Consider the following 22,772-nt stretch of genomic DNA (forward strand, 5'->3'; position numbering starts at 1 on the left):
TTTTTTACTTAAGAATTTATAAGTTATTGCGATTGTTTTTCGTGCTTTTTATTAATAATACCAACCTGCATAAATCTTTGATCAATTTAACGAATTAAATTGCACTATAACGTCGTTAAAAATTTTTTATTTAGAACACTAGATACAAAAATTTTTGCCTAGTTCTAGCGTAATTTTCTTAACGTTAAATAGAACCCATATATAAGCAGATTGGTATAATCATTTGTGGAGGGCCTATGCAGTTATTTACAGAAAGATTAAAAATGCGGCAATTGAGTGATGCTGATTGGTCTGTTTTTTTGCAGCTCCATCGTGAACCCAGGGCGCGAGCATACTTTGTTAAAAATGTTAACCAAAAAGAAGTTCTTCTCTAAAAGCATCATCATAACAAGCTCTTACACACTTACTTCTTATTGACCCCTTGCTTTTCGTATGCTGCTTTATCATGTTCCTAACGACGCGTCTAAATAGTGCCATATGTTGCGCACTTAATGGCTCATTTATTTGACAGGCATCTTCTTTAAATACGACATCCAGTATCCAGTGTTGCTGATTTTCTATCAGCCAATGTTGTCTTATTGCTTTACTTATCAATATATTGTCTGTCAACGATGTTAGGTAGTAATGTGTGTCAATACTCGTTCTATTACCCTTCGTTCGCTCTCGCTGCACCGCAACGATTGTCCTAACTGATGGCCAGCTCTCTTTAATTTCACTCGGTAATAAACGCGCATCAAGACAATCTATCGTGCGTACTTCTTTTCGCCCATGCCCTGCATCTTGTGTTACATGACTAAGTATCTCTGAGTTTTCAGATTCATACTGGTGTGTAAATGCATCTTGAATCGCGCTATAAAGTTTCTTTTGATTACCCTTTGCTTGCACTAGATAATCTGCATGTCTGCTAATTAGCTGTTTTAGCGTTTCTTTTTGGCAGTGCAAAGCATCAAGTGTAATGACGGTGTTATTGATATCGAGTATTTTCAATAAATCCCGAACTGCCGGTATTTCATTCGTCTTACTGCCAACTGTTCGGTGGAATAATGTGAGACCTGCCTCACAATCAAATGCTGAGACGAGGTGTAATTTATCAGCAATGTGTTTACTTGCTCCGCGAATAGTTTTGCCATCGAAGGCAATGACAGGATGCGCTGATTTAACGCGGTTTTGATTGACCCAGCTATACATCGCGAGTAGTAATGAGTCAGTATCAACGGTTCTAAAAATCCGAGCAATACTATGTCGAGTGGGTATGCCATTTTTGAAAGAACGAAATCCTCTTAACCAATTAAGCTTACTTTCGCCATAGACTTCAATATCTTGCCAGTTTTCACACCCTGATGTAACGGCAGTAATAATAAGAAAAAGCACATCAACTAAGTTATGGTGTTGATTTATATGTGAACGATTATCTTTGACGAGTTCTAAATGTGAGAAGAGTGACATAATAAGTTTAAGGTGATTAAATTTATGGTATTAGATCATAAAATTTGTTTATTTACAAAGTGTGATCCCGCCCTGATCGTGAACCCGACGTGCTTGAATATTGCTTTGATATGCCAAAAGAAGTATTTGTGAGACAGCGGTTTGAGCAGCGCTTACCTATTTGGGATCCGGACTCTCGCCATCCATTATGCTTTGCTGTTATAAACAATGAAACACAGGAGGTTATAGGTGTTACTGGTTTTACTTATGATGGAATAACTGCAGAACTAGGGTATTTATTTTTACCAAAACACTTCTCTAAAGGGTACGCAACTGAGTCGTTAAGAACTGTAATCGAATGGGCGTGGCAAGAATGTGGTATCAAACAGTTTAAAGCTGTGGTGACACGGGGTAATACAAGCTCAGAAAATGTATTGAGCAAATGCGGATTAACACAGACAGACGCTATACCTCAATCACATATTATTGCTGGTACGCGTTATGATGATTTAATTTACACACTCAAAGTCTAATACCAATGCGCAATAATACATAATCAATTTGAGGGATTAAATCTGGCGCTAACAGCGTTAAACATTCTAAGTTATAAATTTATCAAGGCTATTAAACAGCCCAAGACTGGAAGATTCTAATCTTGAAAGGTTAACAACGTTAGGTGGGTTTATTGGGCTAGAAAGCTAGCCCCTAATAGAAGTAGACGTTTACAAATGCTGCTCTATTGTTTTACGATCTTTTTCTGGCATGTTTTCCACGACTAAATTAAATGAATTATCGATCATTCGTTCTATTTCGCCTTGTGGAATCGAACCATCTAAAATAACAGTATTCCATAACCGTTTATTCATATGATAGCCTGGGATCACTGCAGGGAAAATGTCGCGTAACGAAAGTGCTTCATCAGGATCGCACTTTAAATTAAGCCACCAAATAATTTCTCCATCGTCATTTGTTTCACCATCATTGCCAACGGCAAGAGTAGCAAACATTTTATGATTCACTTTATAAACATCAACCTCTTGAGCAAACGGTTTTGTAACTTGAACAAGTGGCTTTTTAATTAAATACTCATGCACTCTTATTTGGTCCATGATCCATTCCTTGAAGTCATACTCGGTACACATACCATAGCATTATTTTATTAGTTTTGTGATACGAAATATCGATTGTCTTCATTTTTTTAGCATTAATACACTGAAGTATTGGAAGTTATTTATATTGATACAGAGATAAACCTTCTAAATACAAAAATCAGCCTATGAGATATTATACCAACCCGCAATAATACTTAATCAATGTGTGGTATTAAATTTGGCGTTAACGGCGTTAAAAACTTCTGACAAAGAGCAACTAAATAATGAATTTTTACCTTGTTACCAACAAGGCTTGCTTACCTAAAGTAAACCAGTTAATAGGCTAAACTGACTTAGGTAAAGACGAATAGGCAATGACAGCGGCATCACGTTGAGCGAGATCTGGTTTAGTTGTATTTTTACTATAAAGAAGGCAAAACTCTGTGGGATCCCCTTTGGCTGTTAAGTAATATTCATGAGTGAATTGTAATAGAACTTCTTTCCAACGCTTTGTAATTGAATCGGGGGCGCTTGGTAAAGAATTTAAAATGAGTTTCGATTCTTCAAAATTACTATTAATTGCAACATTCAGCATGTCATCGTTAGCAGCCGCCAACCAACTAGATCCATTATTACCTACGCAAAGCAATGGCATATAAGGTGCTAGAGCTGGGCACACATCATTTTTGTATATTTCGACTTGCCAGTATGGACGGGCTATTTTTATAAACTGAGTAAAACTTTCAATTGTCGTAAATTTGGATGTTGCCAAAGGTAAAATTTCGACTCTTGGCTTATTTGCATTAACGGTGTCATTGGCAACATCGATATACCATGACCCGAATATGAGTGCGTTTTGAAAGTATTCATCTCGTAATGACCCCCATGCTTTTTTTAAATCGGTACCTTGGTTAATACGCTTTTTAATAAGCACAGCCCCGGTTTATCTGTTTGTGGTAGTTGTATTTGCAATAATGAAAACACTTCATCGCGAATTTCTCTACAACGCCCTATTGGGTAGGGTTTATTGGCAAAATAAGGCATTTTAGGCGCAAGTGTTAAATCGGCAATTAATCTAAGTTGTGCTAAATCGTTGCACAACATAGTTAGCTGCTTTGGCGTAAGGCTGTTATTAAGCACTCATATTCCTTATAAAATCTACTGCGACTATTTTAGCTGAGCTTGTGTATAAGCGTCATTTCTTAGCCACCTTAACATGTTTGGATAACCGTTTGGGTGATTGGGCTGTTCACACATAAACCATGAATATAAAAGAGGGTAACCAAAACCAGTGCTGTTGGTAAAGGCCTCGATTAAGTTATCAGATGCCCCTTTATAACCCTGTTCATGAAATAAAATATCCGGGGCGATATTTAAATAGCAAGCTGCTGCCCACGACCAAGCTATTGCAGTCATTTCTTCGGCCGCTTGATGATCATGGTTTTTCATATCCCCTGTTAAACACGTTCTTGTCGCTTCTGAAGTAACTGCAATATGACCTGCTTCATGAAGAATATCACCTGGGTATAACAGTTTTTCTAAATCAAGTAATAAAGTGCCTTGTTCTATTTTAAGGCCGGGTAAAAAGTCATTTCGTGTAACGTTTCATACCGGTGGTTTATACCTATATCAGTAAGAAAGGCTAAAATATTTTCAACCTCAGTTAACTGCTTATCTGTATTGTGTTCAGTGCTAATAGTCATAATGATTTGAGATTACTGTTAGTGACTAGCCAATGTTCAAATTCTTCAATACTTTGGCTTTGATAAAGTGCTGCCGTTGTTTCATGGTACGGCAGCGTTAATGAATCTAGTAGCTCTGTCCATAATGCCCATTCATCGTCGGCAATACTAAAAGGGTGACCGGATTTAGCTGCTTGTGCATGCTCAAACATACGCTTTACAGCAGGCAATCCCAAGTTATTGAGATCTGTAAATCTTGCCAATTCATTCATCGTTTTAATCGTGTTTTTTATTGGGAATGTAAATATAAAGTCTGCATTGTTAGGTGTTATGTATTCATAATGAATAGCTTCACCACCACGAAGCTGCGCATCATGAGGTAAAAAAGTAAGCGGTATATTTAAACTACATTGATTTTCTGTTAGTTTATGGTGTTTGTATACTTGAATGTCGGTTGTTAGCTTGAGTCTGTAATTAGTATCAACGCCATTTGGGATCAGCATACTGCCTTTAAAGGTGGATGTATCCCCTGCATTTAAACGCCTTGCTTCGTCGATGTTTAAGCAATAAAACTCTTTTAGGAGTATGTCAGTGGTAATACTCCCTTCTATAGACATTAAAGATTTAAAAGGTGTTAGCCATGCCTTTAAAGAAATATTTTGTGGGATTAAGGTGCCAGAATTATGCAAGTATTGGCATAAATGAGAGAAAATGAACACTTGAGGTTCTCGCTTTAATAGCGCTGTCATAGTTTCTGAAATAATGATGTCAAATTGCTGAGAGGGGGCGCTTGCCAACAAGTTGCGTCATCACACGTAATTGCAACAATGTTTTGGGTGATTGAAAAGTGCTTTACTAGCTTTTTAATTGCACTGATGTTTTCTGGGTGAATGTCAATGAGTGTGACTTTTATACGTGAGTTTGTGGCAAGACTTAAGTAAGGAATAAGTAACGTGCCATAAGGCCCCGTACCAGCATAAAGAATATGAATATCATCAGTCTTTGCCTTTAAACGTTCTTCAATGGCGAGCTTAATACCTTGCATAAATATTTGTGTGCGAAGAGTCTCTTCAGTGCATTTAGCTGCTTGTACAGGAGAAATTGCAACGCCTTGGGATGTATTTTCATCATTCCAGTCATTCATATCTAAGTCAGTTGAAATAGACGTAATATTCCCTAAGTAATTTTTTAAATCGTTGATAAAAGGCTTCATCAACCCCGCATCAGCTGGCTCATTTAGCAAATGTGTAACCGCATTACGGTATCTGTTCAGTAACTCAATAGTCATATCGCTCCCTGTATTTAGCTAAAAAATCGTTGCTCGCAATAATATAGCACTCTATTCTAATAAAGTTTAGATTGTGTTAATAAATCAATTTAAGGAGTTTTACGCGTGGCAGATTCAAGTCTAAAATCAGGCAAGGAAAAGGAGTTATTATGCAAAATGAGTTGATAGTAAAAGTACCACCTCCGCACACAATAACGCAGAGTACACTTCCTTGTTATAAAGAAACTGGGCGCTTAGGTCTATTTCAATTAAAGCGAATGTGGCACAAAGTACAGTTACAAAAAAAGGCTGTGCGGATAAAAAAATAATAGAAGATGAATGGTCGCTTGATGTCATGATTATGGACACTTTAGGCTTAGGGCTCACACCGACTATAGAGTCTATTTTTGCGAGTGATAGTTTTTTCGAATTTGAAAGTTGGGTAAAAAAACGCATGGTAGAGCTATTTCAAACGCAAAAATAAATCAGCTTAATAAAAACATTGTTTCATTTTTTGAGAAAACAGACATAAAAAATGAAACAGTATTAGTAGAGACGCCTCGTCACTATATTTTAACGCCAGTGCATTGGCAAAGCTGGGATGATAATGGTTATGTTATTATTCCAGAGTTGGTGTCAAAAAAATTATGTGAAGACGTTTGTAATATGCTTTATGAACGTTTGAAAATGGATAAAAACAACCCCGCTTCATGGTATAGCTGTCATGCGCTTAAACAGGGGGTTATGGTACAAATATTTAATGATATAACCATGCAAGTTATACGTTCTCTTCCTCAAGTTCGAGATGTTTTTGAGCAACTTTGGGGGAGAAAAACTTAATAGTAAGCACTGATAGGGTTAGTTTTAATCCACCGCAGACAGAAAGTTGGCAGTTTCCTGGGCCAAATCTTCACTGGGATATAGACTTTAATAAACCACTCACCTTTGCAACGCAAGGGTTACTGTACCTTACTGACGTTGCCGCTGAGCAAGGTGCGTTTAGTTGTGTACCTGGCTTTCATAAAAAAATAGATGACTGGCTAGCTAACCTACCTAAAAATACTAATCCACACTCTTTTAATTTCGATAAATGCAACAGCACTCCATTAGCGGCAAAAGCAGGTAGCTTAATTGTTTGGCGACATACATTACCTCACGGTAGCTGTCCAAATAAGGGAAGTAGGCCTCGTGTTGTACAATATATAAACATGACGCCATTAAAAATAAGTAGCTAAAGACTCGCTATGAGTAATAAATAATGCAGTGTAATAGAGTGTAATATTTTTTATCTTTAACTTGTGCCACACTTATAGATAGTTTGTTAACAATAAGTTGATTGGTTTTTAGTGTTTTATGCAAGTCAGTGATTATTAAAAATAATAGAACTAAAAAAGTTGCACTCTATACCTTCTGGGTTATTATGTTATCTGAACATAATATTAATTTGCGATAGAATTTTATATTGCAATAAAAGCTCAAAGGAGTGTTTAAGTATGAAAAAACATAGTCCACAGCTTATAGCATGTTTAGAGTAGGCACTACCCAAAATTAATAAGCTATTAAAGCACTCGATTCGTACTCGGTTTGAATTTCTTTTAAAAGCGAAATTAACAATCAGGCAACAACACCTACTTTTGCAAAATAGTTTTATTGATGCGATGGCTTTGGCTTTGGCTTTGAGCAACGCTCAAGTTGAACACCTTTAATTAGTTAAAGCTTTTAAGGCCATACATGATCAAGTTGTGCAATCAATAATATTGATAAAATGGATGGCTTCACAGTTTAATTGCTACATCATTGTACGCTAAGAAATATATATTATAAATTATAAGGAGTGTGTGGTGCTACACCATCAATTGTCTAAGTCAGCCGCATGTATTAGTGAAGAGCCAGTTGTAACTGGGTTACTTAATCAGGCACTGCGCGATCAAATTAGTTTGCTTAAACAGCAACCAGCTACAGCGTTGACTCTACAGCAGTCTTTTTAGCAATCGCAGATCAAGCACTGACTGAAAGAGACGATGCTGTGTTAATTGAAAAACTTTTTGTTGACGCTTACGAAGAAGCAATGAAAGTCCTTAGGCAAGCTCAATTGCATGAAGTTGAAATGACAAAACAGTATATTAATCAACATGGCCTAGTGATGTCGGTTTTAAACTGCACAACAACAATAAAAGATGTACATCGCAACACCCGTTTCTACAAAGGGATTTTTGAGCTTATTAATGATTTACAACAACGGGATTCGCAAATAAATATTGTCTACCCAGCTTGTGGGCCATTCGCCCCGTTATTATTACCTATTTTGCTGTATATGGATCAGCAAAAAATTATTTCACCACAAAAAGTACGCATTTCTTTAGTCGATATTCAACCTGGAGCGATCAAATCTCTCAAGGTGTTAGTTAATGAGTTGCAACTTAATGACTATATCGATGGCATTTACGAGGCTGATGCTGCTTTGTTTAAAGGTAACAAAGCGTTTGATATTTTTATTGCTGAGGCATTTCAGCATGGTTTTTCTAAAGAAGCTCATTTGAGTATATGCAGAAACTTTGCCTCTCAACTAAGCCACCATGGAGTAATGTTACCGTGTAAAATCATGGTTAATGCTGCATTAGTTAATTGCCAACGAGAATATGTTGAACAGTGGCTGCAACCGCAAAGCGATGCTGCGAATCCGATATTAAATCAAGATACGTTGAATGAAAGAATTGAGCTGGGAAATATATTAACTCTTGATCGTCATAGTTTGCTCACGCTAGACATAATTGCTCTTGGAGAACAACAAGTTGTACGCTGTAACACAGTTTCTATTCCTCAAACAGCCACTGATGTAAGCGAACTAACGCTTGTCCTTTACGCTGAAGTAATGACGTATAATGGGCATTGGTTACAGCAATATCAGTCAGGCATTACGCATCCATTGCCTATTTTTTCGGTATGTATTGATTTTGTACCAAAGGCCCCCGCAGTAGATGGTTTATTACTTACAAAAAAAGATAAAATAGATTTTTATTATAAGCTTACCGGTTTAACAGGTTTTTTGCCGACGAAAGCTGACGAAGAGGTACACTATGGAGCAAATTAGCAAGGTAGTGTTATTTACTTCAAGTTGTTTATCTATACCTACGATTGATATGTTGATACAGCGCCAGTTGTTAGGCGCTGTAGTATTAGTGCCAACGCAAACAAATAACATGCAAAGCGAAATTGGTCAATTGCAAGCACATTGCACATCACAAAATATACAATTTTCAGTATGGAATAATGATGATACGTTGCTTGCACAACTCGATGATTGGCAAGTATCAATGGCCTTGAGCTGTTTTAATGCGGGAACTCAAAGTCAAACGATTATTGATTTTTTTCATGGTAATGCTTATGGAATTTACCCTGCAAAGTTATCAGATTATCAAGGTACTGATCCACTCTACTGGCAAATTAGAGAGCATCAAGATAATTTGTTACTAACTGTTTATCGCTTAAGCTGCGAACACCCCCTACAATTTTCGTTACAGCAGAGTATAGCCATTCACCCATTTGATACTTATCAAAGCCTTGCTATTCGCGTTGCATCTGCAATCCCACAAGTGTTGAGTATTTTCTTCGAACAATTTGATAATTTGCATTGGCAATCAGATACCGACATTGAACAAATCAAGGTCGCGACAGCCCTGAACTATGATAATTTAACATTGTCTTTTGAACAGTACAGCGCGGTTGATTTAGTCGCGGCGGCAAGAGCGGGTAACCCGCTTTATGGTGGCTTTATTTTATCGGGTAAATTTGGTGATTTTAATGTGCTACAAGCATCCTTTGTTGATCAAGCCTCATTCACAGAGCCAGCTGGTACGGTCTTAAGTATTGACAAGTCACAAGGGTTAGTTGTGCAGACTAAACAAGGCTCAGTGGCATTAGATATTGTTTCATGTCAGTTTGGGTGTATTTCAGGTTATCGTTTTGCATCTTTAGCTAATATTACAGCTGGTATGCAATTGTAATTATATAAATTATTTTAAAAGGAAATACGTTATGAGCGCAGACCCATTTTTAGGCGAAGTGGAGATTTTTGCAGGAAATTTTGCCCCTAGAGGTTGGGCTATATGTGCAGGACAGCTATTGAGTATTGCTCAAAATACCGCCCTTTTTTCACTTGTTGGTACTACTTATGGTGGTGACGGCCGTTCGTCAATGGGGTTACCAGATATCAGAGGACGTACACCGATAGGTGTTGGTAGTGGGGCTGGCTTGTCCAGTCGTAGGTGGGGCCAGCGTGGCGGAAGTGAACTTAGTAATATTACATCTAATAATTTGCCACCGATGCAAAGTACGATTGCATTGCCAAGTTTTGCACAGTCAGTTTCTGTCAGTATTCCTGGGCAGACGATAAGTGGAGTAACGGGATCTGCAAACATTGCAACAACACAAGATGCTAATAGTGGAGAACCAACAGCAGGTGCAGTACTTGCTACGGTTGTTGCTGGTGGTGGGCCTGATAAACAAGAAAAAATATATCAATCTACGGCACCAAGTTCATTGATCAGTATTGGTAATGTGACAGTTGATACATTTGATGTTCCAGCACAAGATAACATTGCCCTAACTCTGCCCGCGAATAGTTTAACAGGTATCGTTAATTTACATGGTGGTGGCCAACCGCTTTATTCTCAGTCACCATTTGTTGCTATGCATTATATCATCGCCATGCAAGGGATTTATCCGAGTCGGAGTTAACTATTTATGTCGCGTCATTATCATTTTATCGCTGGTTTACCGAGGACTGGTTCAACATTATTGGCTGGTATATTACGGCAAAACCCCGATTTTCATGCCGATATGTCAACCCCTGTAGCTGGTTTTGTTACTAGTTTACTTGAGCAAATGGGAGCTGGGAGTGAGTTTGCTAGTAGCATAAGTTCAGCGCAGCGCTTGAATATATGTCATGGGGTGTGGTCTGGGTATTACCAAGATGTTGAAAAGCCCATTATTTTTGATACCAATAGACTGTGGACTGCAAAGCTTAATATCTTAAATTCCTTATTTGGTAATGATTTTAAAGTGATTTGTTTAGTCAGAAATCCAGCTTGGATAATGGACAGTTTTGAACGTGTCTATAGGCAAAACAGTCTTGAATTTAGCCGTATTTATTCCCCCGCAGCACGACAAAACGTGTATACCCGCTGTGAGCACATTGCGTCTAATCAAGGGCCTTTTGGTAGTGCTTGGGCTGCGCTAAAAGAAGGTTTTTATGGTGAGTTTTCGGATCAGTTATTACTGATCGACTACGATTTGCTCGTAAGTAAACCTGAAAAGAGTGTGGCTCTAATTTATCAGTTTTTAGGCTTACCGAACTTTGCGCATGACTTTGAAAATGTGACATATAACGCCAGTGAATTTGATAAAAATTTGGGCGCAGATGGCTTACATCAAGTTAAAAGTAAAGTGGAGTTTACCGGTCGCAAAACTGTACTCCCTCCTGAACTATTTAAAAAATACAGTGATATGGCTTTTTGGTTAGAACCACAAGGCAGTAACGCAAGTTTAATAACACAAAAAACACCTTAATTTACCAGTAATGGTATTAAAAACGTTGTTCTCCATAAATATATTAAAGGATTGAATACATGCTGAAATTCTCCTTATCGCCTATTTCTATTGTTGTCGGTTCGGTTTTAGGGCTCACTCAAACCGCAGGCATTGCACAGAGTGTACAAGTGCCAGTGCAATCAGAGTTTAAACTCACCCCACTTATAGTGCCAAGTATTAATTCATTTAAGGCAAAGGCTGATGATCTTGTGTTAACTGCTGCAAGCAGTGTTAACCATCTAGTCATTATCGATGCGGGAGTACCTGATAAAGCCTTATTTTATAGCGATTTAAATGCAGAGACAGAGATTGTTGAACTCAATGCTGATGAATCAGGTATAAATCAACTTGAAGAGTTGCTTGGTCGTTACCAACAGTTAGAGAGCGTGAGTATATTTTCTCATGGGCGCAGTGGCGAGCTACAACTAGGTAACAGCCAAATAAATACTGCGGTTATTGAAAGTAACCCACAATTAATGGCGGTATTTAAGGGGGCTGTAAAACCTGGTGGGGATGTGTTTTTTTATGGCTGTGACATTGGTAAGGGTCTGCAAGGCGATCAATTTTTAACACTCTTTAGTCAGTCAACGGAGCTTGATGTAGCCGCTTCTAACGATTTAACCGGTAATAGTCATAAAGGCGGAGATTGGGATTTAGAAATAGTTAAAGGGGATGTCGATTTTGCTGATAGACCATTTTCAGAGCGAGCCTTGATTGACTTTTCTGAGGTGTTAGCGTTTGATGGTACATTGAATTTTGATAATATACCTACGGGATACGCTAATAATAAGAGTTATATAATACCGGGTACCAGCTACAGCATAAAAGTTAAGTCTGGGGCTGGTGGGGGTCAAGATTTATATAATTTTTCAGCGGGCTATGTTTATATATCTACAAGCTCATCATCTCAGACATACAGTAAAATATATTTTACAAATAACGAAACGTTTGATTTATCTAGTTTATATGTTTATAACTCAAGTGGTAGTAATAGAGTTATACGGCTAACAACGGATAAAGGAGGCGTAGCGGATAGCGAGACTTTACCGAGCGGTAGCAGCGAGACTATAAATGCTTCTGGTGCGTTATTTACAGAAATAAAATGGTTAAAAATAGCTTATTCTGATAACGCTACTCTTAGCTGGTTAAAAATTGATAACCTTGCCATCACTAACTTGTCTTCAACTCCTGTTAATTCAGCCCCTGTTGTTGATTTAAATGGCACAATGATTCCAGGTACAGGGAGTTTTTCGGCGTTTACTGAAGGCAGCCCTGCTACCGTGATTGCACCCGATGCTGAAGCCGGTGATAGTGATGGCGACTCAATAACAACAATAACCGTTGCATTAACAAATGATCAAGACGGGGTGTTTGAAGGTCTTAATGTATCTGCCAGTGCGCAAAATGCACTGAGTGGAATTAGTGGTGCATCAGATATTAGTTTACAAGATACAATTTCTATTACAGGTGCAACTGCAACAACGGCTGAAGTTACCACTTTCCTTAAAGCAATCACGTATAACAATACCAGTTCGTCGCCCAACACAACTTCGCGGACAGTATCAGTTGTTATCAATGATGGCACTGAAAACAGTACTAGCCGTACCGCGACAATTTCAGTGGCTAATCTTACAGCAGCTAGCTCTACAGCAGCGGGTTTTAGCACCTTAGATGGTACAAATTTAAATCCGGCAATAACGTTTAGTAGTGACTCCGAAACATTAACGATAAGCAATCCATCACATATTACAGGTTCAGTGGCTGACGGTGGTACTGGTACAGATACCATTCACGTTCCGACTGGATCCGATTTAACGGCTTTTACTACATTAACAGGCTTTGAAACATTATCAGTGCCTAGCAGCGTCACTTTAACGTTAAGTGAAGCGCAGCATGAGCAATTTACAACGATTTCGGGGAGCGGGGCTCCTGTCTTTACGATTACAGCAGGCAGTGGGGGCGATGCAAATTTAACGGCAAATAGCACCATCGCAACATACGTTTTAAATACACCAGTTTCATTAACGCTTGTAGACAGAGACCAGTCTGTTACAGGCAGTAATTTAGCTGATTCAGTCGATATTTCCAACTTTTCGTACCGAGGAACTCTCGATGGTGGGGATGGCACAGATACACTTACGCTAGCTAATGGCGCGAGTTTAGCGGCGGCAACGATTTCGAACTTTGAAACACTTAATTTGAGCGGCGGCGTATCTGTCACGATGAAAGAAGCGCAGCATGATGCGTTTTCTACAATTTCAGGCGCAGGTACAGATCAAATTACCATTTCAGACGCAACTAATGGTTTAATTGCTGCGAATGATATTGAAACGTATGTGCTCGGTAGTGCAAACACAATTACCTTATCAAATGGCTCACAAAATATAACAGGCAGCACGGGCAATGATACGGTAAATATTCCAGGTTTAACGGTTACAGGTACACTCAATGCAAATGGTGGTACCGATACATTAAGCATGGCAACAGGTGCCGACACCACAAGTGCTACAGTGTCTAGTTTTGAAAACTTAACCCTTGCAACAAACTCATCGGTGGCTTTATCTGCAGCGCAAGTGAGTACATTTACAGGCACTATTACAGCGTCTGGCGCTGAAACGATTACGGTTTCGGGTGATGGTAACTTTACAACACTTAGCAATATTGAAACGTTTAACGTTGGTGATGATTCAACAAATACACGAACAATTACGTTAGGTTCTTCGTCTGTCAATGTGACAAGCGCATCAACAACCGATGCAAATACGTTTGATGTCAGTGGATTAACGTTTACTGGAACAATAACAGGTGAAGCAAGCGTTAATGATACGCTATCTATCAGTAATACGGGGGATATTACTGGAGCAACAGTTTCCAATATTGAAAACCTAACACTTAGCAGTGGTGCACGGGTTTCAATGACGCGTTCGCAACACGCCGGTTTTACAGGCACTATATCTGCAATAGGTTCTGAAACAATTGATGTTTATGGCGATGGTGATTTTTCTACTTTCAGTGATGTTGAAACTTACAACGTATTTGATGATTCTTCAAACAGTAGAACAATTACGATAGTCTCAGCGACCCAAAGTATAATAGATAGATCTAGTAACACAGCAATGACCTTTGCACTTGGTGGCGCTGGCTTTAGTGGTTCATTAACCTCAGAGCTAAATGCTGCAGATAAGGTGAGTGTTACTGACGGTGCTGACGTGACTTCTGGCTCATTCTTTAATATTGGTACATTAAGCTTAGCCTCTGCAGCAACAGTAGCAATTGATGTTAATAATATTAATGATTTTAATACTGCAATTACAGGCTCTGCTGGCGCTGATACGCTAAAACTGATGGATGGTGGTATTTTTAATTTTTCCAGCACCACGGTATCGGGTATTGAGAATCTGGCAATCGGCACTAATAACAACACGACTATCACCTTAACCGATAATTTTAATACTGATGCTGGCGTTGTATCTTTTTCTAATGCTAGTGGCAGTGCTATTACAGCTGCAGTGACCCTGGATGCAAGTGCATTTAGCGCCGACATTTTAACCATGACCTCATCAGATTTTAATGGTGATGATGTACTTAAAGGTGGCTCTGGCGCCGATACTTTACGCCCAGGCGCTGGTACAGATACGCTAACAGGCAATGCAGGTAATGATAATTTTGTAGGTAGCTCATCACAATTATCAGGAGATACAATTACCGATTTAGCCGCAGGCGATCGTATTACTATTACCGGTATCACAGGGCTTTCGGCCAGTAACGTTCGTTTTAATGGCACGAGTACATTAGAAGTAGATACCAACGCCACCGATTTTAATATTTCTGAACTTACTCTTTCACTTACTAATGCGCCTGGTAATGATTTGGCCTTTACGGTTGCTGATAGCGGATCAGATTCCGTTATTACATTTGTTTCAGCAAATTCTGCGCCTACATTTAGCTCGCTTAATGGCGGTGCTACGTTTATCGAAGGTTTAAGTGCAGTGAGCATTGATAGCGATATGACAATTGCAGATGCTGAACTTGATGCACTTAACAGCAACGCAGGGGATTACAACAATGCTAGCTTAACTATTCGCCGACGTGGCGGTGCGAGTGCCGAAGATCGATTTGGTCATTCGGGGCTATTAGGGACGTTAATTGAAGGTAATACATTTAGTTATAACGGTAATAATGTAGGGACTGTTACCACAAACTCGGCAGGTACTTTAACGCTAACATTTAATAGCAATGCTACTTCTGTAATTGTAGACTCTGTTGCGCAAGCAATTACCTACGCCAATAACTCAGATATTCCTCTAAATGCAACTGTGCTTGACTATACCTTTAATGATGGTGTCGTAGATAGTACAGGTACTAATCAGGCATCAGTTACAATTACCTCGGTTAACGATGCTCCTACTGTATCAGCAGTCGGGGCTAATCCAACATTTACAGAAAATGGCTCACAAGTTGGTATTTTCTCTTCAGCCTCTATTAATGCTATTGAAAGCGGACAAAATATTGAGCAAATATTACTGACGGTAAGTAATGTAAAAGATATTGGCAATGAGTTCCTTCAATTTGGCACTGATGTTATTAGGCTAGAAAATAATGCATCCGGTACATATTCGGGGTCAGTTAATTTTAGTTATGTTGTCACTCTTAGCGGTTCAAAGGCAACGGTAACGATTGTCGCCTCAGACACTGCGGCCGTATGGCAGAACTATGTTCCTTTCTTAGCTTATAAAAATACGAGTGAATCACCGACAGAAGGAGATAGAGTTGTAACGCTAACGTCTATAAAAGATAGCGGTGGTACATCTAATGGTGGTGTTGATAGATCTACAGGTAGTTTTGGTTCTTCTACGGTTAAAGTAGTGGGTGTAAATGATGATCCAACAGACATTACTTTATCGGCAACAAACATCAATCAATCTTTAGTGTCTTTGGGCGCTGATGTTGGGACTTTAAGTACAACGGATCTTGATGATAGTACGCATACTTACACATTGGTAGCTCCTAGTTCATCAGCCAGTGGTTCGTGTTCATCAAATAGTGGTAACAGTAGCTTTCAAATTAATGGGAGCGTGCTAGAAACTCAAGCCGCCATTTCAGCAGGCACCTATATAGTATGTGTGCAAGCGGATGATGCTTCGTCATCGTTTAAAAAATCATTCACAGTAACGGTGACTGATAATATTGCACCGACAGGGCACAGCGTTTTAATAACTCAAGATACGATTACTCGAGATAATGAAGCCGCGTTAGGTTTTACTCTAAATGGGCTTGAAAGCAGCGGTTCATTTACTTACAAAGTGACTGATGGCTCTAATGAAATTATAGGTAATTCTAGAGCAATAACGGGAGCTTCAGCTCAGGTTACGGGTGTTAATGTAACCACTTTAAATGAAGGTACACTTACACTTTCGGTGACAGTATCAGATACCGCTGGGAATGAAGCCAGCGATGTAACGGCAACAATTGTTAAAAGCTACAACATTAAACCGGTACTATCAGGTACGCCATTGGCGACAATAGATGAAGATTCTCAATACAGCTTTACCGCAACGCTCACTGATCCGGATACAAGCGACATACATACGTTTAGTATTACTAATAAGCCAAGTTGGGCAACATTTGATACGGCCACAGGTTTACTGTCAGGAACACCCACCGATCAAGATGTAGGTACCTCAGCGAATGTCAGTATAAAGGTATCCGATGGTACTGAAGATAGCGCAGCGATGATATTTGATATTGAAGTAAAAAATACCAATGATGCGCCTGTAGGTCAAAACTTTGTATTTAGTTTAGATGAAGGGGCATTATTTGCAGCCATCCCTGTTAATGGTGTATTAAGCAATGCCACTGATGATGACCTTGATAGCGGTGATACATTCACTGCAGTGAAAGTGACAAACCCGTCATCGGGTACGGTTACGCTTAATAGCGACGGTAGCTTTAGTTATCAACATGATGGCAGTGAAAGCACGTCTGATAGTTTCACCTACCAGGTAGAAGATGCCGCAGGAGACAAGTCAGCAGTTCAGACGGTAAGCTTTACCGTTACGCCAGTAGAAGATGCCCCTATTGTGGTTGCCGACTCTATAACAACTGATGAAGATACTCCTGTTACTTTTAGTGTTGTTAGTAATGACAGTGACGCTGAAGATAATATGGTTGTATCTTCTGCTGCGATAGTGGACGCACCGACTAAAGGGCAAGCTAGTATTGCAAATGGAATCGTAACTTATACACCATTGAGTAATGTATCTGGTACAGATTCATTTACATATACAGTAAAAGACAGCACGGGTTTAATATCTGAAAAAGCGACTGTATCGATTACTATAACCCCAGTGAATGATGCGCCGATTGCTATTAACTTTAATGAGATGGTCGATGAAGATACACCAACTTCTGCACTTTCAATTAGAAGCAACGCTACCGATATAGAAGATACTATTCCAACGGGTGATATTAGTGTTGTAGCACAACCATCCAAAGGGTCAGTGAGTGTTGATCAAAATGACGGTACTTTAATTTATACACCTACAGGCAATGAAAACGGAAGCGATACATTTACTTATACGATAGCCGACAGCAATGGTTTGGCATCAAATACAGCCTCTGTGACTGTAACTATAGGTGCGGTGAATGACCGTCCGGTTGTCGTTAATGATGCAGTGACGACCGATGAAGATACTGCAACCAGTGTGGCTATTTTAGCGAATGATTCAGATGTAGAAGACCAAGGTTTTAATGGCGCAAATGTGCTGTTAGAAAATAAAGGCGATGGTGCAGGTGAATATGATTTTGCCAGCGTAAGCGTGAACCTTGATGGTAGTTTAGCAATTACCCCTAAAGCAAATATAAATGGGGTTCACAGTTTTACTTACACCGTTACTGACAGTGAAGGACTTACTTCGGTACCAGCCACAGTTACACTGAGTATTACGGCGATAAATGATGCCCCAGTTGCCGTTGATAACACTGCACAGTTACAAGAAGAAGGGCAGTTTGAGGTCAATGTTCTGGGTAATGATAGTGATGTTGATATTGGTGATAGCCTTAACGCGAGCTCTGTAACGATTGTTACTAACCCTGCAAATGGATCCGTGAGCGTATCAGCAACTGGTGCAATTGTTTACACGCCTCAAGCGAACTTTTTTGGCGATGATAGCTTTACCTATACGGTTGAAGATAGCAACGCAGCTGTATCAAATATAGCGACAGTGACTATGAGTGTCGCTCCCGTGAATGATAAACCGATTGCCGTTGCGCAATCGCAATCACTGGATGAAGATGGCTCAATACTACTGACGTTAGTTGCAACAGATATAGATCAAGACACGTTAAGTTACCGGATAGTCAATGCGCCAAGCAAAGGAACTTTGGTACAGCAAAGTAACGATAGTTGGCTTTATACGACGAATGAAAACATTAATGGTACAGACAGCTTTACGTTTGTGGCCAACGATGGTGAAATTGATTCTGATGAAGTCACTGTATCGTTAATTATCAATGCAATTAATGATGCACCTACGGTCGCTGGGCAAGTACTTTCAACAAATGAAGATACAGCGCTAACGGTTACTCTATCGGGTAATGATATTGAAGAGCAGTCTCTAAGCTATCGAGTGGTAACTGAGCCTGCTAATGGCAGTACGACCTTAACCGGTAACATACTTATTTATACACCAAACAGTAACTTTAATGGCAGTGACTCTGTGAGCATTGTGGCTAATGATGGTGAGCTTGATTCAGAGTTTGCACGTATTTCGATTACGGTCGACAGTGTTAATGATGCACCGTTGATAAGTGGGATACCTGCGGCATCAGTGAACGAAGACAGTGAGTATTTATTTATCCCGATAGCAAGCGATACGGATAATGATACGCTGACATTTAGTATTAGTAATAAACCTAGTTGGGCGAGCTTTAATAGCGAAACCGGAAAATTAAGTGGTACGCCACTCAATGCGCAGGTAGGTAGCTACAGTAACATCGTTATAAGTGTTAATGATGCAACAGTGACTCAAAGTTTAGCGCCATTTAATATTACGGTTATTAATACTAATGACGCACCAACAATCACGGGTACGCCGACAGCACAGGTTAATGAAGAAGAGTCGTACAGCTTTACACCAAGTGCACAAGATATGGATGGGGATGCATTAACCTTCAGTATCAGTAATAAGCCAAGTTGGGCTAGCTTTAATAGCGCAACAGGGCAACTTAGTGGCACACCAGTAAGAGAAAATGCAGGTCAATTTACTAATATTGTTATTGCAGTAACTGACGGACAACTTGAAGCACGCTTACCTGCATTTACAGTAACAGTAAATAACACAAATAAAGCCCCAGTGTCGCAAAGTATGATGTTAGATGTTCTTGAAGACGCTTCCATTACTTTTGCTCCAGATGTCTCAGATCTTGATGACGATATACTTACGCTAACAGCCATATCGCAGCCTCAATTTGGTACTTTAAGTAAGCAAGGCAATGTGTTTACGTACTCACCAAATGCGAATTACTTTGGTATTGACAGTTTTACGTACATTGTAAGCGATGGTACAGAACAATCTGCAATCGCTACGGTAAGCTTGAATGTTATTTCAGTGAATGACAGACCTGTTGCAAATCCTGATGTATTCTCATTAGATATAAATGAGGAAAACACGTATTTATTGGATGTATTAGCCAATGATACCGATGCTGATGAACAACCATTGAGTATTATCGGTGCAAGCGCGAGCGTGGGGAGTGTAACAATTGAAAATGGTGTGATTGCATATAAATCGCAAGCGAGTACACAAGGGATTATTCAGATTAGTTACCTGATTGAAGATCCAGATAAAGCAAGAAGTAGAACGACTGCTAAATTAACGTTGAATAAACAAACAGATGATGTGCCAACGATTGAAACACCGGTTGATTTGGATATTAATGCTAAAGGATTGTTCACTAAGGTGGATTTAGGTGTACCGCTTGCTACTGACAATCAAGGTAACCGATTGGCAGTATCACTCGTTGATTCAACGTCACTGTTTACTCCTGGAAGCCATTTGGTCTATTGGCAGGCTTTTGACAGTAATGGGCTTGAAGCAATTGCTACACAGAGCATTAATGTTAATCCGCTTATTTCTTTAAGTAAAGATAGCCAAGTAGCAGAGGATCAAACATATCGCTTTAATGTATTTTTAAATGGCGAGTCACCGACCTATCCAGTAACAATTCCTTATACTGTTTCAGGTACGGCCAACAGTGCTGACCACGATTTAACATCAAGTGAATTAGTTATTGAAAGTGGCGTCCAGGGGCAAGTAAGCTTTACTGTTTTTGCTGACTCAGAAATTGAAGGCAACGAAACAATTATTGTTTCATTAGCGAATACGTTAAATCTGGGTGCGAGATCAACGGTTAATATTACGATTGTTGAAGATAATGTAGCACCTACAATCTCTACATCGATTAAGCAAAATGAGGAAGCTAGATCGCTTGTCGCGATAGGCGAGGAGTTAGTCACTATTACTGGGGTCGCTGAGGACGTAAACCCAAGTGATAACGTAACACTAAATTGGTTATCACAAGATGATCAGTTAACTAATACCAGTACAAATGAGGGGGAATTTGTTTTTTCAACACAATCACTTGCTCCGGGTATTTATAAAGTGTCAGTGACGGCTGAAGATGACGGTGAACCAAACTTATCGACAACAAAAGAAATCTATGTTGAAGTAGTACAGTCTCTTGATGCCCTCGATTCGGGTGATTCTGATGGCGATCTAATACCGGATGACCAAGAAGGCTTTACCGATACTGATAATGACGGCATACCAGATTACCTAGATGCTATTAGTCAATGTAATGTGGTACAAGGTCAAGTCAAAGACAGTGACAAGTTTTTAGTTGAAGGCGAGCCAGGTGTCTGTGTTAGAAAGGGCGTGACTGTTGTACAAAATGTGACAGGAGGGGTTCAATTATTAGAGAGTGAATTACCAGCCGACGCTAACGCATTAAATATTGGTGGAGTATTTGACTTTATTGCGACAGGGCTTCCAAACCCTGGAGATACCTACAGTATTGTATTTCCACAAAGAAAGCCAATCTCACAAAATTCCACTTATAGGAAGTTTAAAGAAGGCCAATGGGTTGATTTTGTATCTACAGCACAGGACCAAATATTATCTGCTGCGGGTGAACCAGGTTATTGCCCACCACCAAGAAGTAGTGAATGGACGCAAGGCCTAGCGGAAGGCGCATGGTGTGTGCAACTACAAATTGTTGACGGTGGTCCAAATGATGATGATGGAAAAGCAAATGGCTCTATTGTAGATCCTGGCGGTGTTGCTGTTGTGCGTACAACGAATCAGTTACCACAAGCAAATCAAGATGAAGTAACGATAGGTGCAGGTGAATCTATTACTATTGATGTGCTAGAAAATGACACAGACATAGATGGAGATGCATTAACACTGACGGGTGCGACGGTTGATTTTGGGCAAGTGAGTATTATTGATAATCAGATACTTTATACTCCGCCTACATCATTTATCGGTATTGCGACCATTGAATACAGCATTACTGATGGACAAGGAGGAACATCTAACAATAATGCTAAGGTTAACTTAGTGGAAAATAATGCACCAACAGCAATATTTGATACAGCTAGTACCACCGATCGCGTATCAATAGAAATTGATGTACTTGGTAATGATACTGATATTGATATGGATGAATTATTTATTATTAGTGCTGCGGCAACTTATGGCACTGTATCAATTAATATTAATGGCACTTTACAATACATGCCAAAGGTAGGTTTTGAAGGTGTTGATACTGTCGACTATACTATTAAAGACAGTAAAGGAGCTAAATCTTCGGCACAAGTTGAAATTACCGTTAGTGCAGTAAAATCAGTTTCTATTAGTAATAAGTCATCGGGAGGAAGTATGGGAGGCGTTGGGTTGTTGCTGATTTCAATGTTGGTATTTAGCCGTCGAAAGTCATTGTTTCCAAGTTTTGCGATAATTACTACAAGTTGCTTAATAAGTGGCAGTGCACTCGCTGATGCATGGTCTTTTGAGGGAACTGTAGGTCAAGCTAAAGCTAAGCATTCTTTGGCAATAACGGGCAGTGATGTTAAGACCATTTCAGTTGATGATAAAGATACTAGTTGGTCAGTGGGCGCTTACTATGAGCTAGCTCCTAATTGGGAAGTTGCAATACGGTATATTGATTTAGGGCAAGGACGTGTTGAATTAACAGCGGATACAACAACACCAAATGACCTTCATCATGACTACGCGCGTTATGCTCCAATCTTACCAAAAGGTGTTGCCACGGAAGTCGGTTATTTATTTATGCCTGCTGAATCATTTAGTACTAAGTTGTTTTTGGGGGCTTATCGCCATCAATATAAAATACAAAGTGATATAACCAATGGTGCAACGCTAGAGTCTAAAAAGCATACGACCAAGCTTTATGCGGGTGGTTCAGTTGGGTATTCGATTTATAAAAATACCGAGTTACTACTCAAGTATAGCTACTATAAAGTGTCAAAAAACGATGTAAGTGAGCTATCTGCTGGCGTTAAAGTCCGCTTTTAAAGTCACTCTTAATAAATCAGCGCGCCATTAAGGGGCGCTGATTTTAAGTATTATTCAAAAAGTATCACTAAGTTGTTTTGTTTCTATTGAAGAATCCTGAGTTCGTGGTATGTTTCTC

Annotated in this window: 17 protein-coding genes; 10 read left to right on the forward strand and 7 right to left on the reverse strand. The window is 39.4% G+C overall.

The features are described 5' to 3' along the window. Window positions 1-348: 348 nt before the first annotated feature. Complete coding sequence (locus P4S71_RS14775) at window positions 349-1,446, reverse strand: ISAs1-like element ISPsesp1 family transposase (protein ID WP_337150906.1); 1,098 nt, start codon at window positions 1,444-1,446, stop codon at window positions 349-351. Between the two features lie 89 nt (window positions 1,447-1,535). Here P4S71_RS14775 and P4S71_RS14780 point away from each other — a divergent pair, with 89 nt between their 5' ends. Next, the gene (locus tag P4S71_RS14780) at window positions 1,536-1,958 is read left to right on the forward strand and encodes a GNAT family N-acetyltransferase (protein WP_337150907.1); all 423 of its coding nucleotides are present in this window, start codon (window positions 1,536-1,538) and stop codon (window positions 1,956-1,958) included. Window positions 1,959-2,147: 189 nt separating this feature from the next. On the opposite strand, the gene P4S71_RS14785 is transcribed toward P4S71_RS14780, so the two are convergent. From P4S71_RS14785 to P4S71_RS14810, 6 genes are all read right to left on the reverse strand, one after another. Beyond that, window positions 2,148-2,534: an MmcQ/YjbR family DNA-binding protein gene (locus P4S71_RS14785; RefSeq protein ID WP_007377720.1), complete on the reverse strand. Its 387-nt coding sequence runs from the start codon at window positions 2,532-2,534 to the stop codon at window positions 2,148-2,150. Window positions 2,535-2,859: 325 nt separating this feature from the next. Then, entirely contained in the window at window positions 2,860-3,450 is a 591-nt protein-coding gene (locus P4S71_RS14790) for a hypothetical protein (RefSeq protein WP_337150908.1), read from the reverse strand. Continuing rightward, window positions 3,411-3,656 carry a hypothetical protein gene (locus P4S71_RS14795; RefSeq protein ID WP_337150909.1) on the reverse strand — a complete coding sequence of 82 codons (246 nt, stop codon included), beginning with the start codon at window positions 3,654-3,656 and terminating at the stop codon, window positions 3,411-3,413. The genes P4S71_RS14790 and P4S71_RS14795 overlap by 40 nt, the downstream gene beginning before the upstream one ends. A gap of 27 nt (window positions 3,657-3,683) precedes the next feature. After that, on the reverse strand, window positions 3,684-3,965 hold the full coding sequence (locus tag P4S71_RS14800) for a hypothetical protein (RefSeq protein WP_337120597.1): 282 nt from the start codon (window positions 3,963-3,965) through the stop codon (window positions 3,684-3,686). Window positions 3,966-4,215: 250 nt separating this feature from the next. Beyond that, a complete protein-coding gene (locus P4S71_RS14805; protein ID WP_337150910.1) occupies window positions 4,216-4,887 on the reverse strand; it encodes a hypothetical protein in 672 nt (223 codons plus the stop codon). 56 nt (window positions 4,888-4,943) lie between these two features. After that, the gene (locus tag P4S71_RS14810) at window positions 4,944-5,486 is read right to left on the reverse strand and encodes a hypothetical protein (RefSeq protein ID WP_337120595.1); all 543 of its coding nucleotides are present in this window, start codon (window positions 5,484-5,486) and stop codon (window positions 4,944-4,946) included. A 259-nt stretch (window positions 5,487-5,745) separates the two neighbouring features. On the opposite strand from P4S71_RS14810, the gene P4S71_RS14815 reads away from it, so the two are divergent. The 9 genes from P4S71_RS14815 to P4S71_RS14855 all read left to right on the forward strand — a co-directional run bounded on the left by P4S71_RS14815 (window position 5,746) and on the right by P4S71_RS14855 (window position 22,654). After that, entirely contained in the window at window positions 5,746-5,949 is a 204-nt protein-coding gene (locus tag P4S71_RS14815) for a hypothetical protein (RefSeq protein WP_337150911.1), read from the forward strand. Further along, a complete protein-coding gene (locus tag P4S71_RS14820; RefSeq protein ID WP_337150912.1) occupies window positions 5,904-6,305 on the forward strand; it encodes a hypothetical protein in 402 nt (133 codons plus the stop codon). The genes P4S71_RS14815 and P4S71_RS14820 overlap by 46 nt, the downstream gene beginning before the upstream one ends. Then, window positions 6,287-6,700 (forward strand): phytanoyl-CoA dioxygenase family protein, encoded by a 414-nt coding sequence (locus P4S71_RS14825; protein WP_337150913.1) that lies wholly within the window; start codon window positions 6,287-6,289, stop codon window positions 6,698-6,700. Before P4S71_RS14820 ends, P4S71_RS14825 begins: the two co-directional genes overlap by 19 nt. A gap of 606 nt (window positions 6,701-7,306) precedes the next feature. Next, entirely contained in the window at window positions 7,307-7,453 is a 147-nt protein-coding gene (locus P4S71_RS14830) for a hypothetical protein (protein ID WP_337150914.1), read from the forward strand. Window positions 7,454-7,491: 38 nt separating this feature from the next. Next, the gene (locus tag P4S71_RS14835) at window positions 7,492-8,556 is read left to right on the forward strand and encodes a hypothetical protein (protein ID WP_337150915.1); all 1,065 of its coding nucleotides are present in this window, start codon (window positions 7,492-7,494) and stop codon (window positions 8,554-8,556) included. Then, entirely contained in the window at window positions 8,543-9,469 is a 927-nt protein-coding gene (locus P4S71_RS14840; RefSeq protein WP_096793460.1) for a hypothetical protein, read from the forward strand. The genes P4S71_RS14835 and P4S71_RS14840 overlap by 14 nt, the downstream gene beginning before the upstream one ends. Before the next feature lie 31 nt (window positions 9,470-9,500). Then, window positions 9,501-10,202 (forward strand): phage tail protein, encoded by a 702-nt coding sequence (locus P4S71_RS14845; RefSeq protein WP_337150916.1) that lies wholly within the window; start codon window positions 9,501-9,503, stop codon window positions 10,200-10,202. A 6-nt stretch (window positions 10,203-10,208) separates the two neighbouring features. Then, on the forward strand, window positions 10,209-11,033 hold the full coding sequence (locus P4S71_RS14850) for a sulfotransferase family protein (protein WP_193155724.1): 825 nt from the start codon (window positions 10,209-10,211) through the stop codon (window positions 11,031-11,033). 59 nt (window positions 11,034-11,092) lie between these two features. Beyond that, window positions 11,093-22,654, forward strand: coding sequence for a tandem-95 repeat protein (locus tag P4S71_RS14855; protein ID WP_337150917.1), 11,562 nt, complete (start codon window positions 11,093-11,095; stop codon window positions 22,652-22,654). Window positions 22,655-22,772 lie beyond the last annotated feature (118 nt).

It is taken from the genome of Pseudoalteromonas sp. B62, assembly GCF_037162565.1.
In the GTDB taxonomy this organism is placed as follows: Bacteria; Pseudomonadota; Gammaproteobacteria; order Enterobacterales; family Alteromonadaceae; genus Pseudoalteromonas; species Pseudoalteromonas fuliginea.

Excerpts from the sequence above, each read along its gene's own strand:
- P4S71_RS14840 (WP_096793460.1), top strand. The coding sequence starts at position 8,543 with ATGGAGCAAATTAGCAAGGTAGTGTTATTTACTTCAAGTTGTTTATCT.
- P4S71_RS14850 (WP_193155724.1), top strand. The coding sequence starts at position 10,209 with ATGTCGCGTCATTATCATTTTATCGCTGGTTTACCGAGGACTGGTTCA.
- P4S71_RS14775 (WP_337150906.1), bottom strand. The coding sequence starts at position 1,446 with ATGTCACTCTTCTCACATTTAGAACTCGTCAAAGATAATCGTTCACAT.
- P4S71_RS14785 (WP_007377720.1), bottom strand. The coding sequence starts at position 2,534 with ATGGACCAAATAAGAGTGCATGAGTATTTAATTAAAAAGCCACTTGTT.
- P4S71_RS14845 (WP_337150916.1), top strand. The coding sequence starts at position 9,501 with ATGAGCGCAGACCCATTTTTAGGCGAAGTGGAGATTTTTGCAGGAAAT.
- P4S71_RS14800 (WP_337120597.1), bottom strand. The coding sequence starts at position 3,965 with ATGAAAAACCATGATCATCAAGCGGCCGAAGAAATGACTGCAATAGCT.
- P4S71_RS14810 (WP_337120595.1), bottom strand. The coding sequence starts at position 5,486 with ATGACTATTGAGTTACTGAACAGATACCGTAATGCGGTTACACATTTG.
- P4S71_RS14855 (WP_337150917.1), top strand. The coding sequence starts at position 11,093 with ATGCTGAAATTCTCCTTATCGCCTATTTCTATTGTTGTCGGTTCGGTT.